A 14282-nucleotide genomic window follows, 5' to 3' on the forward strand; every position below is an offset into this window, starting at 1 on the left:
CGGCTTCGGCCGACCATCCTCCGCCGGGCAGTTTCCCCCGGACCCACTCCGCTTCCCCCGGCCTTCAGGCGGGATGCTGAATGGAGTGGTTGCTCCTCGCAGCAGGCCTCCTGCTGATCGCCGGCACTGGCTTTTTTGTGGCCGTCGAGTTTTCCCTGATTGCCCTTGACCAGGCCACGGTCCAGAATGCCATCGACAACGGTGACACCGGCGCCGTGCCGCTGCTCAAGTGCCTGAAATCCCTCTCAACCCAGCTTTCCAGCTGTCAGCTCGGCATCACCCTCACCACGCTCCTGACGGGCTACGTGATGGAACCCTCCGTGGGACGCCTTCTCGAAGGCCCGCTGGCCGCCGCCGGAATTCCCGACGTCGCCGCGGCATCAGTCTCGCTGGTCATTGCGATGGTGCTGGCGACCCTGCTGTCCATGCTGCTCGGCGAACTGGTGCCGAAAAACATGGCCATCGCGCTGTCCTTTCCCATGGGTAAGGCGCTGGCGCGGCCGCAGCTGATTTTTACGGCCATCTTCAAGCCCGCCATCGTCCTGCTTAACGGCTTCTCCAACAAGGTCCTGAACGTCTTTGGCCTTGAGGCCAAGGAAGAGATTTCGGGCGCCCGCACGCCGGCCGAGCTCGCCTCCCTGGTGCGGCGCTCCGCCGCCATGGGAACGCTGGACGCCGGGACCGCGAACTTTGTGGCGCGCACCCTGAATTTCTCTGCCCGGACCGCAGCGGACGTCATGACACCCCGCATCAGGGTGGAAACCATCGATGCCGACCAGCCGGTCTCGGACATCCTGGACGCCGCACGGCGCACCGGGTACTCCCGGTTCCCGGTCATCGGGGACTCCGCCGATGACATCAAGGGACTGGTCCACGTCAAGAAGGCAGTGGCCGTGCCCTGGGACCGGCGCGCCAACCTGGAGGCCGGTGCCATCATGACGGACGTCCTCAGGGTGCCCGAAACCATCCACCTGGATGCGCTCCTGGCCGAGCTGCGGGAAGGAAACCTGCAGCTCGCCGTCGTACTCGATGAATACGGCGGAACCGCCGGCATCGCCACCCTCGAGGACCTCGTGGAGGAAATCGTGGGCGAAGTGTCCGACGAGCACGACAAGGTCCGTCCGGGACTGCTGCAGAGCGCTTCCGGGGACTGGTACTTCCCGGGACTGCTGCGGCCTGATGAACTATCCGAGCAGATTCCGGGGCTCACCGTCCCGGATGAGGCTGCCTACGAGACCGTTGGCGGCTACGTCATGAGCGAACTGGGCCGCATTGCCGCCGTCGGGGACACCGTCCCGGTGGGCGGCGGCATGTTGAGCGTGACGCGCATGGATGGCCGAAGGATCGAGCGGATCTGCTTCCACCCCGTTGCCCCTGCGCCTGAACCCGCTGCGGATGACAGGAGCACGCCATGAGTGACTGGGCAGGCATAGCCTGGCTGGTTGTCCTCCTGCTGGGCAACGCGTTTTTTGTCGGCGCCGAGTTTGCGGTGATGTCAGCGAGGCGCAGCCAGATCGAACCCCTCGCCGACGCCGGTTCCAAGCGGGCACAGACAACCCTGCGGGCCATGGAAAATGTGTCGCTGATGCTGGCCTGTGCACAGTTGGGCATCACCGTGTGTTCGCTGCTGATCCTGCAGGTGGCCGAGCCCGCCATCCACCATCTGATGGCTGCTCCGCTGGAGGCCGTTGGGCTGCCCGTGGAGATCGCCGACGTGGTGGCGTTTGCCATTGCCCTGATGGTGGTGACATTCCTCCACGTGACGTTCGGTGAGATGGTGCCAAAGAACATCTCGGTGTCCGTGGCGGACAAAGCTGCCCTGCTGCTCGCCCCGCCCCTGATGTTTGTGGCCCGGCTGGTGAACCCGGTCATCTTCGCGCTGAACTGGTCCGCCAACCACATCCTCAAACTCATGCGGATCGAACCCAAGGATGAGGTGAACTCGTCCTTCACTCTCGAAGAGGTCCAATCGATCGTGCAGGAATCCACCCGCCACGGGCTGGTGGATGACGACGCCGGGCTGATCACCGGTGCCCTGGAGTTCTCCGAATACACGGCGGCGGACATCATGGTGCCGGTGGAGAAACTGGTCATGCTGAAGGAAGCCACCACGCCGGTGGAGTTCGAAAAGGCTGTCAGCCGGACCGGCTTCTCGAGGTTCCCGATGGTGGACGGGGACGGCATTCTCTCTGGCTATCTCCACGTGAAGGATGTGCTCTCCATCCCGGACGGGGACTACCAGCACCCCATCGCCGAGAGCAGGATCCGCTCACTGGCCAACCTGGCCCTGGGCGACGAAGTTGAAACGGCCATGTCGGTCATGCAGCGCACCGGTTCGCACCTGGCCCGCGTCATCGGCGCGGACGGGCAGACCCATGGAGTCCTGTTCCTCGAGGACGTGATCGAGCAGCTCGTCGGCGAGATCCGGGACGCCACGCAGGCCACCGGCATCAGGCGGCTGGGCCAGCCCAACGGTGACTAGCCACGCGGGATGACGAAGCCGGGCCGGGACGAAAGTCCAGGCCCGGCTTTTCTAAATAGGAATCATTCCCATTTAGGCGTAGACTTTTTGGAGTCGAAAAAGTCCGTCCCATCCTGATCTGAGGTTTCCGTGCGCCACCCCGCTGCCATTCGAACGTCCCTTGCGGCCCTCGCAGGCTTTAGCCTCCTGCTGACCGCGTGCAGCCCAGGCGGCGGGCCGGTCCAGTCCGGGACAGAGGCGGAGGCGGGTGCCATCGAAGTTGTGGCCTCCACCAACGTGTACGGCGACATTGCCGGGCTGATCGGCGGCGATCATGTCAACGTCACCTCCATCATCACCAAGACCAGCCAGGATCCCCATTCCTATGAGGCCACCGCCCAGGACCGGCTGGCGGTCTCCAAGGCAGAAGTAGTCATCGAGAACGGTGGCGGCTATGACGAATTCCTCCACAAGATGGCCCATGACAGCAATATTCCGCACGGCAACATCCTGACTGCCGTGGAAGTGGCGGGCCTGGCGCCGGAGGAAGAGCCCAGCGAATCGGCCGCTGCGCACGACGAAGCGGGTCACGACCACCAGCACGGCGAATTCAACGAGCACGCCTGGTACAGCCTGGATGCCATGGGCAAGCTGGCAGATTCGCTGGCGGCCAAGCTGGGCGAACTGGAACCCGGATCCGCCGCCCAGTTCACCGCCAACGCCGCCACTTTCAAGGCCGGGGTGGATGGCCTGAGCGCCAAGCTCGCCGCACTGAAGGCCAAGGGTGCAGGCTCACCCGTAGCTGTGACGGAACCTGTTCCCGTCTACCTGCTCGAAGCTGCCGGGCTGGAGAACCGGACGCCGGCGGACTACACCGCAGCGATCGAGGAAGGCTCGGACGTGCCGCCTGCCGTCTTGAAGGCGGCAACCGATTTGGCAGGCTCACCGGACATCAGGTTCCTGGCCTATAACGAACAGACAGAGGGACCGCAGACGGAGGCGCTGAAGAAAGCGGCCGAAGCAGGCGGGGTTCCTGTGATTGATTTCAGCGAAACCCTGCCGGAAGGCAAGACGTACCTGCAGTGGATGACGGACAATGTGGACAACGTCAGCAAAGTTTTGGAGAAAAATAGTTGAAACCGGTGGTGAGCCTCCGCGGGGCGTCCCTGCAGTTCGGCAAACGGACGCTCTGGGAGGATCTCGACCTGGACATCCGGCCCGGCGAGTTCTTCGCCGTCCTGGGTCCTAACGGCAGCGGCAAGACCAGCTTCCTTAAAGTACTGCTTGGCCTGCAGGACCTGCAGTCCGGCAGCGCCACCCTGGGGGACCGGCCGGTGGAACGGGGGAGCAGCCTGATCGGCTACATCCCGCAGCAGAAATCGTTCGCTCCGGACACACCCATGCGGGCCAGGGACCTGGTGGGGCTCGGGGTGGACGGGCACCGCTGGGGCCTGCGGCTGGGAATGTCCAGGGTTAACGGCAGGATCGATGAACTCCTCGAACTTGTGGGCGCTACCGACTATGCCAAGGTTCCAGTGGGGCAGCTCTCCGGTGGCGAGCAGCAGCGACTCCGTGTGGCGCAGGCACTGGCCACCGACCCCCAGGTCCTCCTCTGCGACGAACCCCTGTTGTCCCTGGACCTGCATCACCAGCAGGCCGTCAGCGCCTTGATCAACAAGCAGTGCCATGACCAGAACAGTGCCGTGGTGTTTGTCACGCACGAAATCAACCCCATCATCGATTACGTGGACCGGGTGCTCTACCTGGCCGGCGGCCGGTTCCGGGTGGGAACACCGGAGGAAGTCATGACCACGGAGGTCCTCTCCGAGCTCTATGGCAGCCATGTGGAAGTCATCCACGCGAACGGGCGCATCGTCGTCGTCGGCCTGCCCGACGCAACCACTCACCACCACGCCGATGTCCACGCAACGGTGGGGGAGGTTGCCTGATGGATGCGGACAGCATCATTGCAGCAATCTTCAGCTTCGAGAACTACGGCGAACTCCTGGTCCTCGTCCAAAACTCCATCTGGGCAGGTGCCGTCCTTGGCCTGCTCGGCGGGCTGGTAGGCACCTTCGTCATGAAGCGGGACCTGGCCTTTGCCGTCCACGGCATCTCGGAACTGTCCTTCGCCGGCGCGGCCTTCGCGCTCCTGATCGGCTCGGACATAGTGTTCGGCTCTCTGATCGGTTCGGTGGCGGCGGCGCTGCTCCTGGGACTGATGGGGGTCAGGGCGCGGGACAAAAACTCCATTATCGGGGTGATCATGCCGTTTGGGCTGGGCCTGGGCATCCTGTTCCTCTCGCTCTACGAAGGCCGGGCCGCGAACAAGTTCGGCCTCCTCACGGGCCAGATTGTTTCTGTGGACACCGTGCAACTGCAGGTCCTGGCGGGCGCTGCCGTGGTGGTCATCGCCGCGCTGGTGCTGATCTGGCGGCCGTTGAACTTCGCCAGCGTTGACCCGGAACTGGCTGAAGCCCGCGGTGTGCCGGTCCGGACCCTTGCAATCGTTTTTATGGTGCTCCTGGGCGTGAGCGTGGCGCTGTCCATTCAAGTGGTGGGGGCGCTGCTGGTGCTGGCTTTGCTCATCACACCGGCGGCGGCGGCACTGCGGGTCACGTCCTCGCCCGTGGCGTTGGTGGTACTCAGCGTCATTTTTGCCGTCACGGCCACGGTGGGCGGAATCCTGCTGGCCCTGGGCGGACGTATCCCGATCAGCCCCTACGTCACCACGCTCTCATTCCTGATCTACGTGGTGTGCCGCGTCATTGGCAGTGTCCGGGCTAAGAGGGGCATCAACGGGCGGCTGGTGCACGCCCGCTGATCCGCCGGGAGCGCCGGAGCCGTCAGAGTTTTCCGGCGGCCCGGAGGGCAGTGCAGTCCGGGCACAGGCCGAAGATTTCCACGGTGTGTGCCACTTCGGTGTAACCGTGTTCGGCGGCAGTCCTCGCCGCCCACGTCTCCACGGCCGGGGCCTCGACTTCCACTGCTTTGCCGCAGTTCCGGCACAGCAGGTGGTGATGGTGCCCGGTTACGGCGCAGCGCCGGTAGACGGCCTCGCCTTCGCCGTTGCGCAGCACGTCCACCAGACCGTCGTCGGCAAGGGACTGCAGGATGCGGTAGGCCGTGGCCAGGGATACCGAGACGCCTTTGTTCTGCAGGATGCGGTAAAGCTCCTGCGTGCTGACGAAGTCATCCAGCTCGTCGAGGGCGGTGCTGACGGCGACACGCTGCTTGGTGACGCGCTGCTCTTTGCCTGGGTTGGATCCGGCCCCCGTGCCGGCGCCGGATGGAGCGTTCGACGGCGTCGCGTCAGCTTTGGTGCCGAACGGCATGGAAATACTCGCTTCCCTAAGGGACGGTGGCAAACATCAAGATTACCAGCCGGGACAGTCGGGCCGGCTGCGCCCCTTGGACACTCCCGGAGCGTGACCCTAGGCTGGCGCTATGAAGCTGACGAAATACACCCACGCCTGCGTCCGGCTCGAAAAGGACGGCCAGGTTCTGGTGCTTGATCCCGGAACCTTTTCCGAGACAGCCGAAGCCTTGGACGGTGCGCACGCCGTCCTCATCACGCACGAGCACGGGGACCACGTGGATGTGCCGGCCATGGTCACTGCGCTGGGCGCCGCCGACGGCCTGGCGGTGTTTGCACCGGCCGGAGTGGCCGCCCACCTGCGGGAGGAGGCGCCGCAAGCGGCTGAACGGATCCACGCGGTCGAACCCGGCTCCACGTTTGACGCAGCCGGATTCAGCATCCGAAGCTACGGCGGGCAGCACGCCCTTATCCACCCGCAGATTCCTATCGTGGCCAACATCGGATACCTGGTGGACGGCAACGTTTACCACCCAGGGGATTCCTTCATCATCCCGGATGGACTCAGCGTCCAGACGCTTCTCGTTCCCATCCACGCTCCATGGAACAAGGCGGGCGAAGTGGTGGACTTCGTGATTGGGGTCCGCGCGCCGCGGGCCTTCCAGATCCACGACGGTCTGCTGAACGGGACAGGCCTGAAAATGGTGGAAGGCCATGTTGCCCGGCTGGGCGGCAAATACGGCACCACCTTCACACACCTCGCCCCGCGGGAATCGGTGGAAGTCTGATCGGCTATGCGTTCCAGATACCGGTCTCGAAGAACCGGCGGATGACGTCCTCATGCGGCTCGGGGTCCAGGCCCTGGGCTGCGAGCCAGGCCGGATTGTAGTAGTTGCCCGCATAGCGGTCGCCGCCGTCGCACATCAACGACACAATGCTGCCGCGCTGTCCTTCAACGACCATGTCCGCCACGAGTTGCCAGACACCCCACAGGTTGGTGCCGGTGGACGGTCCGGCGTGCAGGCCGGCGAGGGTGTGCAGGTGCCGCATGGCCGCGATGGAGGCGGCATCGGGAACCTGGATCATGTGGTCGATTACGGCGGGCACAAAGCTCGGCTCCATCCGCGGGCGGCCGATGCCTTCGATCCGTGAGGGCAGGCCGGTGCTGGCTCCACCCGCAGTGTTCAGCCAGCCGGGGTAAAACGCGGAATTCTCGGGGTCTACCACCGCGAGGCGGGTGTCGTGGCCGCGGTAGCGCAGGTAGCAGCCGATGGTCGCGCTGGTGCCGCCGGTCCCGGCACCCACCACGATCCAGCGGGGGACGGGGTGTTCCTCCAGCGCCAGCTGCCCAAAGATGGACTCCGCGATGTTGTTGTTGCCGCGCCAGTCCGTGGCCCGTTCCGCGTAGGTGAACTGGTCCATGTAGTGTCCCTTGGATGTGGCAGCAACGTCAGCCGCCGCGGCATAGACCTCCGAGGCGTGGTCAACCAGCAGGCAGGAGCCGCCGAACTGTTCGATCAGCGCGATCTTCTCCGGGCTCGTCGTGCGGGTCATGACTGCGACGAACGGCAATCCCAGGAGCTGCGCGAAGTATGCCTCAGAGACCGCGGTGCTGCCGCTGGATGCCTCCACGATGGTGGTACCTTCGCGGATCCAGCCGTTGACCAGGCCGAAGAGGAACAGCGAGCGGGCCAGCCGGTGCTTGAGGCTTCCCGAACGGTGTGTGGATTCATCCTTGAGGTACAGCTGGACGCCCCAGTGCTCCGGGAGCGGTACCGAGTACAGATGGGTATCGGCGGACCGGTTGCTTTCTGCGTTGACTTTCCTGATGGCCTCGTCAGCCCATGCCCGGGCCGGGCTCGCATTCTTCACCGGACCAACTCTAGCTGCGACAGGGCGCCTGGCCCTCCGTGCCAGGTGCCAGCCCGAAGCTAGAGTTGGATCAGCGGCTGAACCTCATCAGCACAATTGCCAAGGAGAACAATGGGTCCACTGATGGATGTCCCTACCCTGGAGGCCCGGCTGGCCTCGGGCCATCGCACCGTCCTGCTGGACGTCCGCTGGGCCTTGGGTGACCCGCATGGCCGTGAACATTACCTTGAAGCGCACCTTCCCGGCGCAGTTTTTGTTGACCTTGCCACTGAGCTTGCGGCGCCTGCAGCTCCGGAGCGCGGACGCCACCCGCTTCCACCGACGCCGGAATTCCAGGCCAGCGCCCGACGCTGGGGGATCAACAACGGCGATGTTGTGGTGGCCTACGACAACAGCGGCAACATGGCTGCGGCGCGCGCCTGGTGGATGCTTCGCAACGCTGGGTTCCCGGAGGTGTATTTGCTCGACGGCGGCCTTGCTGCCTGGCAGGACGCCGGACTGCCGCTGGAATCCGGAAACGGGGACGCCGTACCGGGCAATGTTGCCCTCACAGAGGGCGGCATGCCTGCCATTGATGGAGCCGCGGCAGCGGACTGGGCCCAAACGGGCATCCTCCTGGATGCCCGGGCCGGCGAGAGATACCGGGGCGAATTCGAACCCGTTGACCCCCGCGCCGGGCACCTTCCGGGCGCTTTGAGTGCCCCGACTACGGAGAACGTGGACGGATCCGGGCGTTTCCTGCCGGCGTCCGAGCTGCGGCGCCGGTTCGAAAATTTGGGCGTCGGCGACAACGTTCCCGTGGCCGTGTATTGCGGCTCGGGGGTGACCGCGGCGCACGAGGTGGCTGCCCTCGAAATCGCAGGATTCCGGGCCGCGCTGTACCCGGGCTCGTTCTCGGAGTGGTCGAACAATCCTGCCCTTCCCGTGGCAACTGGAAGCACGCCCGGTACACCAGCAGGGCAATGACGGCGCTGCCCTGACGGCCGGGCCGACGGGCCCGAGTGGAAATGCCGCGGCCTGCGAGGGTAGCGTCGCAGGTATGACCCCAGGACGCCCCGTACCGCCGCCCCTTGCCCGCCCGGTTTTGCCCGCCGCTACCCCTGCGTCCGCTCAGGGCGCCGGACTGATGGCGGCCGCGTACGGCGCAGTCTCCGAAGACAGTGGCCTCGTGCCCCTGACGCTTGCCCGCCGGGCCCCGAAAGCCGACGACGTCGAGATCGCCGTCGAATTCTGCGGCCTGTGCCACTCGGATGTGCACGCCACACGCGGTGAATGGGGGAACCAGAAATATCCGCTCGTCCCCGGCCACGAAATCGTGGGAACGGTCAGCCGCGTCGGTTCCGCCGTGGATGAGTTCGCTCCGGGCGACCGTGTGGGCGTCGGTTGCATGGTTGATTCCTGCCGCGAATGCGACAGCTGCCTGGACGGCCTGGAACAGTACTGCGAAAACGGGCTGACCGGGACCTACGGCGCGAAGGATCCGCGTAACGGCGATGCCATCACGCAGGGCGGCTACTCGTCCGCCATGGTAGTGGACCGCCGCTACGTGGTCCGCGTCCCCGCGAACCTGGACCCGGCCGCCGTCGCCCCGTTGCTCTGCGCAGGAGTCACCACGTTCTCTCCCTTGCGGCACTTCGACGTGGAGCCAGGCGACGTGGTGGGCGTTGTGGGCCTCGGCGGACTGGGCCACATGGCCGTGAAGCTGGCCAAGGCCATGGGGGCCGTGGTCAAGGTCTTCACCACTTCCGAAGGCAAGGTGCCGGCCGCGCTGGAGCTCGGAGCTGACGAAGTGATCCTGTCCCGCGACGAGGACGCCATGGCCGCCGCGAACCGCAGCATCGACCTCATCATCGACACCGTGGCGGCTCCCCACGATCTCAACCCGTTCTTCCGCACCCTGCGCGTGGACGGTGCGCTGTTCCAGCTGGGCCTGCCTTCCGAGGCCATGCCTCCGGTGAATCCGGGGGCCCTGATCAGGCGGCGGATCGCGTATGCAGGTTCGCTGATCGGCGGCATCGCCGAAACGCAGGAGATGCTCGACTTCTGCGCCGAGCATGGAGTGGTGGCGGACATCGAACTGGTTCGCGCCGACCAGCTGAATGAGGCCTACGACCGAATGGTGGCAGGCGACGTCAAATACCGGTTTGTGCTGGACACCAGCACCCTGCAGGCTCCGGCCGAGGAGGCAGACGCATGAGCACCCTGTTCACCAAGATCATCAACGGCGAGATCCCCGGACGCTTCGTCTGGCGGGAGGCCGATGTTGCGGCCTTCCTGACCACCGGTCCGCTCGCCGACGGGCACACCCTGGTTGTCCCAACCGAAGAGGTGGACCGCTGGACGGACGCTTCCCCCGAAACCCTCGCAAAGGTGATGGAAGTGGCCCGCCGAATCGGCGCCGTCCAGCTGGAGATCTTCCCCGCTGAGCGGGCCGGCCTGATTGTGGCCGGGTACGAGATCAACCACCTGCACGTCCATGTGTGGCCGTCCCGGAGCATGGCTGACTTCGACTTTGCCTCGGCGGACCACAACCCGGACCCGGCAGTGCTGGATGCGAACGCGGAAAAGCTCCGCGCCGGGCTCCGGGCAGCGGGCTACGGGGAGTTTGTGCCCGCAACATAGGCCTGACGCCCGCGCTGGACCTTGCGCTGGCGCCGGCCGGCCTGACCTTCGACTCGTCTAGGCCGGTGCGAGTGCCTTGTTCAGGACGGCCCTGATCCGCTTTTCGGAGACGGAGTAGGCGGTTCCAAGTTCGACGGCGAAGAGGCTCACCCGTAGCTCTTCAATCATCCAGCGGACCTGGGTCAGCTCGGCACCCACCCGCCGCCCGGGCAGCAGGGCCGACACTGCGTCGTCGTAATCGTCTTCCAGACGCTGGACGGCGGCCATGTTCAGGGCATCCCGCTGGACGTTGCCGGGGAGGCGTTCGAGGCGTTTCTCGATGGCGGCCAGGTATCGGGGGAGCTGGCTCAGCTGGGCGAAGCCGGTGCGGGCCACGAATCCGGGAAACACCAGCTGTTCGAGCTGGCTTTTGACGTCGTTGAGCGCACTGATCAACGCCAGGCTGGTGGTTCCCTTCAGCTGCTTTTCGATCCGCCGGGTGCTTGCGAGGATGCGCTCCACCACGGCCGTTACGGTGAAGACGGTATCGATCAGTTCGGCGCGGACCTGCTCATAGAGGGCGTCAAAGGACTCGCGGTCCCACGGGAGGTCCGGTGGGGTCAGCTTGTCCACGGCGGCCAGTGCGCAATCGGCGATCAGTGCGGACACAGAACCGTGCGGGTTCTGGCTGAACGTGAGCTTTTCGGTGTTATTGAGGTGCTCCAGGACATAGCGGTCTGGCGAGGGAACGCGCAATGCCAGGAGCCGGATCACGCCGCCACGCATTGCTGCCAGCTGTTCCGACGACGTCTGGAACACCCGAAGTGCCACGGACGTTCGGTCGTCCACCAGCGCAGGGTAGCCGGTGACAGTGTGGCCATTAACGAGGTTGCTCACCTGCCGCTGGACAGTCCCGAAGGTCCACTCGGTCAGCCCGCTCTGCTCCCTGAAACCCGTGCCGGCGCCATTTCCGCCGGCGGAAGCAGCGGGTATGGTTCCGCCGGCTTTTCCGGGCGGCGCGGATTTCGCGCGTGACTGCGGAGCAGTGGTGCCGGGCGTCGCGCCCAGGGACTCCGCGATGGCGCGGCGCGTTGCCGGAGCCAGGCGCTCCTGCAGGGCTGCGAGGTCCTTGCCCTCGTCCAGCACCTTGCCCTTGCTGTCCACCACCTTGAAGCTCACGCGCAGGTGGGACGGCACGGCATCCCAGTTCCAGGACCCGGACGGAATGACGTGTCCGCGGATCCGGCGCAAAGCCAGCTCCAGGGAGGCTTCCAGCTCGTCCGTGGCGGGATCAAAGTCCGACTCGAGGGCAGCAACGGCCTGGCGGGCCACATCGGGCGCAGGCACAAAGTTCTTGCGGACCTGCTTGGGCAAAGACTTGATCAGGGCTGCAACCAGTTCGGCGCGCTGGCCCGGAATCAGCCACCGGAAGGCAGCATCATCGAGCTGGTTGAGGAAGAGCACCGGCACTTCGGCCGTAACGCCATCGGACGGGTTGGGCGGTGAACCGGGCGCCACCGGATGGAACTCGTAGGTGAGCGGCAGCTCGAAGCCCTTGTGCAGCAGCGTCTTCGGGTAGGCGGTTTCGTCCAGGTCATCGGCGTCGTCGTTAAGCAGCAGTGACTTGTCATAATCCAGAAGGTCCGGATTCTTCTGCCGGGCGTCCTTCCACCACTTGTCGAAGTGCCGCTCGGACACCACATCAGGGCCGATCCGCGCGTCGTAGAACTCAAACAGCGTTTCGTCGTCCACCAGCAGGTCGCGTCGGCGCATCCTCGCCTCGAGTTCCTCCACCTCGAGGAGGAGGGCACGGTTGCGGTGGAAGAACTTGTGGTGGGTCTTCCAGTCGCCTTCCACCAGGGCATGCCGGATGAACAGCTCCCGGGCCAGGACGGGATCCACGCGGCTGTAGTTGACCCGGCGCTGGGGGATGATGGGCACCCCGTACAGGGTGACCTTTTCGTACGCCATGACCGCGCCCATTTTGGTGGACCAATGCGGCTCACTGTAGGTGCGCTTCACAAGGTCCGGTGCCACCTGTTCGGCCCAGACGGGATCGAACTTGGCGGCCACCCTCGCCCAGAGACGGCTGGTCTCCACCAGCTCTGCCGCCATCACGAACGTGGGGGACTTCTTGAACAGCGCCGAACCGGGGAAGATAGCGAAGCGGCTGCCACGGGCGCCTGCATACTCGCGCTTGCGGTCATCGAGCATGCCGATGTGGCTCAGCAGCCCGGAGAGCAGGCTGATGTGGATACCATCGTAGTTGCCCACGGGATCGGCCAGCCGTTTGTTGTCAAGGCTGATGCCCAGCGGCCTAGCCAGCTGGCGGAGCTGCGCGAACAAGTCCTGCCATTCGCGGACGCGCAGGTAGTTGATGAACTCGTTGCGGCAGAGCCGGCGGAACTGGGTGGAGGAAAGCTCCTGCTGCTTCTCCTGGATGTAATTCCACAGGTTCAGGAAACCAGTGAAGTCCGAATTCTCGTCGCGGAAGCGGGCATGCTTCTCCGCGGCGAGCTGCTGCTTGTCCGTGGGACGCTCACGCGGGTCCTGGATGGTCAGCGCCGCCGCCAGGATCATCACTTCGCGGACGCAGCCGCGCTTGCCGGCCTCCACAATCATCCGGCCCAGCCGGGGATCCACCGGCAGTTGGGCGAGCTGCTGCCCGACGGCGGTCAGCCCGCCGCTCTTGGCGTCACCGGCCCTGACGGCACTCAAGGCCCCGAGCTCGCGCAGGAGCGTAACGCCATCGTTGATTGCCCTGGAATCCGGCGGCTCCACAAACGGGAAATTCTCCACGTCCTTCGGCCCGCGGGCCACGCCCATGGCGGTCATCTGCAGGATAACGGCGGCGAGGTTGGTGCGGAGGATCTCGGGATCCGTGAACAGCGGCCGCGATTCGAAGTCATCCTCCGAGTACAACCGGATGGCGATGCCGTCCGACACGCGGCCGCACCGGCCGGACCGCTGGTTCGCGGAAGCCTGGGATACGCGCTCAATGGGCAGCCGCTGGACCTTGGTGCGGTGCGAGTAGCGCGAGATGCGAGCGGTGCCGGTATCGATGACGTATTTAATGCCCGGAACCGTCAGCGATGTCTCAGCCACGTTGGTGGCCAGGATAATGCGGCGTTTGCTGCCCGGGTGGAAGACCTTGTGCTGCTCCTGCAGGCTGAGCCGGGCGAAAAGCGGCAGGACCTCGGTCCCGGCCAGCCGCCGGTTGGACTGGATCCTCGCGTTGAGGGCGTCGGCGGCGTCCCGGATTTCGCGCTCACCGGAGAAGAAGACCAGGATGTCGCCGGGCGCCTCGGCGGCGAGTTCGTCCACGGCGTCGCAGACGGCGTCCAGTGGATCGCGGTCTTCCTCCAGTTCGTCGTCGGACGAGTTGTCTTCATCATCGCCTGATACGGCGCCGCCCGCTGGCTGGGAAAGCGGCCGGTACCGGATCTCCACCGGGAACGTGCGCCCGGACACTTCGATGATGGGGGAGGGGGCCTCATCGGAGCCGAAGTGTTTGGCGAAGCGCTCCGGATCGATGGTGGCCGAGGTGATGATGATCTTCAGGTCCGGCCGCTGCGGCAGGATGCGCTTGAGGTAGCCCAGGATGAAGTCGATGTTCAGGCTACGCTCGTGTGCTTCGTCAATGATGATGGCGTTGTATTTACGCAGCAGCTTGTCGCGCTGGATCTCTGCCAGCAGGATGCCGTCGGTCATGAGCTTGACCTTGGTGGCGCGGCTGACTTCGCCAGTGAACCGCACCTGGAAGCCGACCTCCTGGCCGATCTCCACACCGAGTTCCTCGGCGATGCGTTCCGCGACCGTGCGGGCTGCGAGCCGCCGCGGCTGGGTGTGGCCGATCAGGCCGTTGTCGCCCAGGCCCAGTTCGAGGCACATTTTGGGGATCTGGGTGGTCTTGCCGGAGCCGGTCTCGCCGGCGATGATGGTCACCTGGTTCGCTGCAATGGCAGCCATCAGGTCCTCACGGCGCTCGGAAACGGGCAGCTCGGCAGGGTAGGAGATATGAAATGTCATGGC

The 14282-nt window shown here is 65.3% G+C and carries 12 protein-coding genes; 9 read left to right on the top strand and 3 right to left on the bottom strand.

What is annotated here, in order from left to right; all coding sequences use genetic code 11:
• The first annotated feature begins 80 nt into the window (after window positions 1-80).
• The 5 genes from J2808_RS02945 (at window position 81) to J2808_RS02965 (ending at window position 5285) form a co-directional block, all read left to right on the top strand.
• Window positions 81-1415: a hemolysin family protein gene (locus J2808_RS02945; RefSeq protein WP_309811327.1), complete on the top strand. Its 1335-nt coding sequence runs from the start codon at window positions 81-83 to the stop codon at window positions 1413-1415.
• Window positions 1412-2482 (top strand): hemolysin family protein, encoded by a 1071-nt coding sequence (locus J2808_RS02950; RefSeq protein WP_309811329.1) that lies wholly within the window; start codon window positions 1412-1414, stop codon window positions 2480-2482. Before J2808_RS02945 ends, J2808_RS02950 begins: the two co-directional genes overlap by 4 nt.
• Window positions 2483-2611: 129 nt before the next feature.
• Entirely contained in the window at window positions 2612-3598 is a 987-nt protein-coding gene (locus J2808_RS02955) for a metal ABC transporter solute-binding protein, Zn/Mn family (RefSeq protein WP_309811331.1), read from the top strand.
• A complete protein-coding gene (locus J2808_RS02960; RefSeq protein WP_309811334.1) occupies window positions 3595-4410 on the top strand; it encodes a metal ABC transporter ATP-binding protein in 816 nt (271 codons plus the stop codon). Before J2808_RS02955 ends, J2808_RS02960 begins: the two co-directional genes overlap by 4 nt.
• Complete coding sequence (locus J2808_RS02965; protein WP_309811336.1) at window positions 4410-5285, top strand: metal ABC transporter permease; 876 nt, start codon at window positions 4410-4412, stop codon at window positions 5283-5285. Before J2808_RS02960 ends, J2808_RS02965 begins: the two co-directional genes overlap by 1 nt.
• A gap of 22 nt (window positions 5286-5307) precedes the next feature.
• On the opposite strand, the gene J2808_RS02970 is transcribed toward J2808_RS02965, so the two are convergent.
• Entirely contained in the window at window positions 5308-5796 is a 489-nt protein-coding gene (locus J2808_RS02970) for a Fur family transcriptional regulator (RefSeq protein WP_309811847.1), read from the bottom strand.
• Window positions 5797-5908: 112 nt separating this feature from the next.
• Between J2808_RS02970 and J2808_RS02975 the strand changes: the two genes are divergently transcribed.
• Window positions 5909-6565: an MBL fold metallo-hydrolase gene (locus tag J2808_RS02975; RefSeq protein WP_309811338.1), complete on the top strand. Its 657-nt coding sequence runs from the start codon at window positions 5909-5911 to the stop codon at window positions 6563-6565.
• Between the two features lie 4 nt (window positions 6566-6569).
• On the opposite strand, the gene J2808_RS02980 is transcribed toward J2808_RS02975, so the two are convergent.
• Complete coding sequence (locus J2808_RS02980) at window positions 6570-7649, bottom strand: PLP-dependent cysteine synthase family protein (RefSeq protein WP_309811341.1); 1080 nt, start codon at window positions 7647-7649, stop codon at window positions 6570-6572.
• A gap of 111 nt (window positions 7650-7760) precedes the next feature.
• Between J2808_RS02980 and J2808_RS02985 the strand changes: the two genes are divergently transcribed.
• The 3 genes from J2808_RS02985 (at window position 7761) to J2808_RS02995 (ending at window position 10271) form a co-directional block, all read left to right on the top strand.
• Complete coding sequence (locus J2808_RS02985) at window positions 7761-8615, top strand: sulfurtransferase (RefSeq protein WP_309811344.1); 855 nt, start codon at window positions 7761-7763, stop codon at window positions 8613-8615.
• Between the two features lie 73 nt (window positions 8616-8688).
• The gene (locus J2808_RS02990; protein ID WP_309811347.1) at window positions 8689-9846 is read left to right on the top strand and encodes an NAD(P)-dependent alcohol dehydrogenase; all 1158 of its coding nucleotides are present in this window, start codon (window positions 8689-8691) and stop codon (window positions 9844-9846) included.
• Window positions 9843-10271: an HIT family protein gene (locus tag J2808_RS02995; protein WP_309811350.1), complete on the top strand. Its 429-nt coding sequence runs from the start codon at window positions 9843-9845 to the stop codon at window positions 10269-10271. Before J2808_RS02990 ends, J2808_RS02995 begins: the two co-directional genes overlap by 4 nt.
• Window positions 10272-10328: 57 nt before the next feature.
• On the opposite strand, the gene hrpA is transcribed toward J2808_RS02995, so the two are convergent.
• On the bottom strand, window positions 10329-14279 hold the full coding sequence (gene hrpA / locus J2808_RS03000) for an ATP-dependent RNA helicase HrpA (protein ID WP_309811353.1): 3951 nt from the start codon (window positions 14277-14279) through the stop codon (window positions 10329-10331).
• Window positions 14280-14282: the final 3 nt, after the last annotated feature.

Source organism: Pseudarthrobacter sulfonivorans (genome assembly GCF_031454915.1).
Taxonomy (GTDB): Bacteria; Actinomycetota; Actinomycetes; order Actinomycetales; family Micrococcaceae; genus Arthrobacter; species Arthrobacter sulfonivorans_C.

Excerpts from the sequence above, each read along its gene's own strand:
- J2808_RS02945 (WP_309811327.1), top strand. The coding sequence starts at position 81 with ATGGAGTGGTTGCTCCTCGCAGCAGGCCTCCTGCTGATCGCCGGCACT.
- J2808_RS02950 (WP_309811329.1), top strand. The coding sequence starts at position 1,412 with ATGAGTGACTGGGCAGGCATAGCCTGGCTGGTTGTCCTCCTGCTGGGC.
- J2808_RS02965 (WP_309811336.1), top strand. The coding sequence starts at position 4,410 with ATGGATGCGGACAGCATCATTGCAGCAATCTTCAGCTTCGAGAACTAC.
- J2808_RS02970 (WP_309811847.1), bottom strand. The coding sequence starts at position 5,796 with ATGCCGTTCGGCACCAAAGCTGACGCGACGCCGTCGAACGCTCCATCC.
- J2808_RS02975 (WP_309811338.1), top strand. The coding sequence starts at position 5,909 with ATGAAGCTGACGAAATACACCCACGCCTGCGTCCGGCTCGAAAAGGAC.
- J2808_RS02985 (WP_309811344.1), top strand. The coding sequence starts at position 7,761 with ATGGGTCCACTGATGGATGTCCCTACCCTGGAGGCCCGGCTGGCCTCG.
- J2808_RS02990 (WP_309811347.1), top strand. The coding sequence starts at position 8,689 with ATGACCCCAGGACGCCCCGTACCGCCGCCCCTTGCCCGCCCGGTTTTG.
- J2808_RS02995 (WP_309811350.1), top strand. The coding sequence starts at position 9,843 with ATGAGCACCCTGTTCACCAAGATCATCAACGGCGAGATCCCCGGACGC.
- hrpA (WP_309811353.1), bottom strand. The coding sequence starts at position 14,279 with ATGACATTTCATATCTCCTACCCTGCCGAGCTGCCCGTTTCCGAGCGC.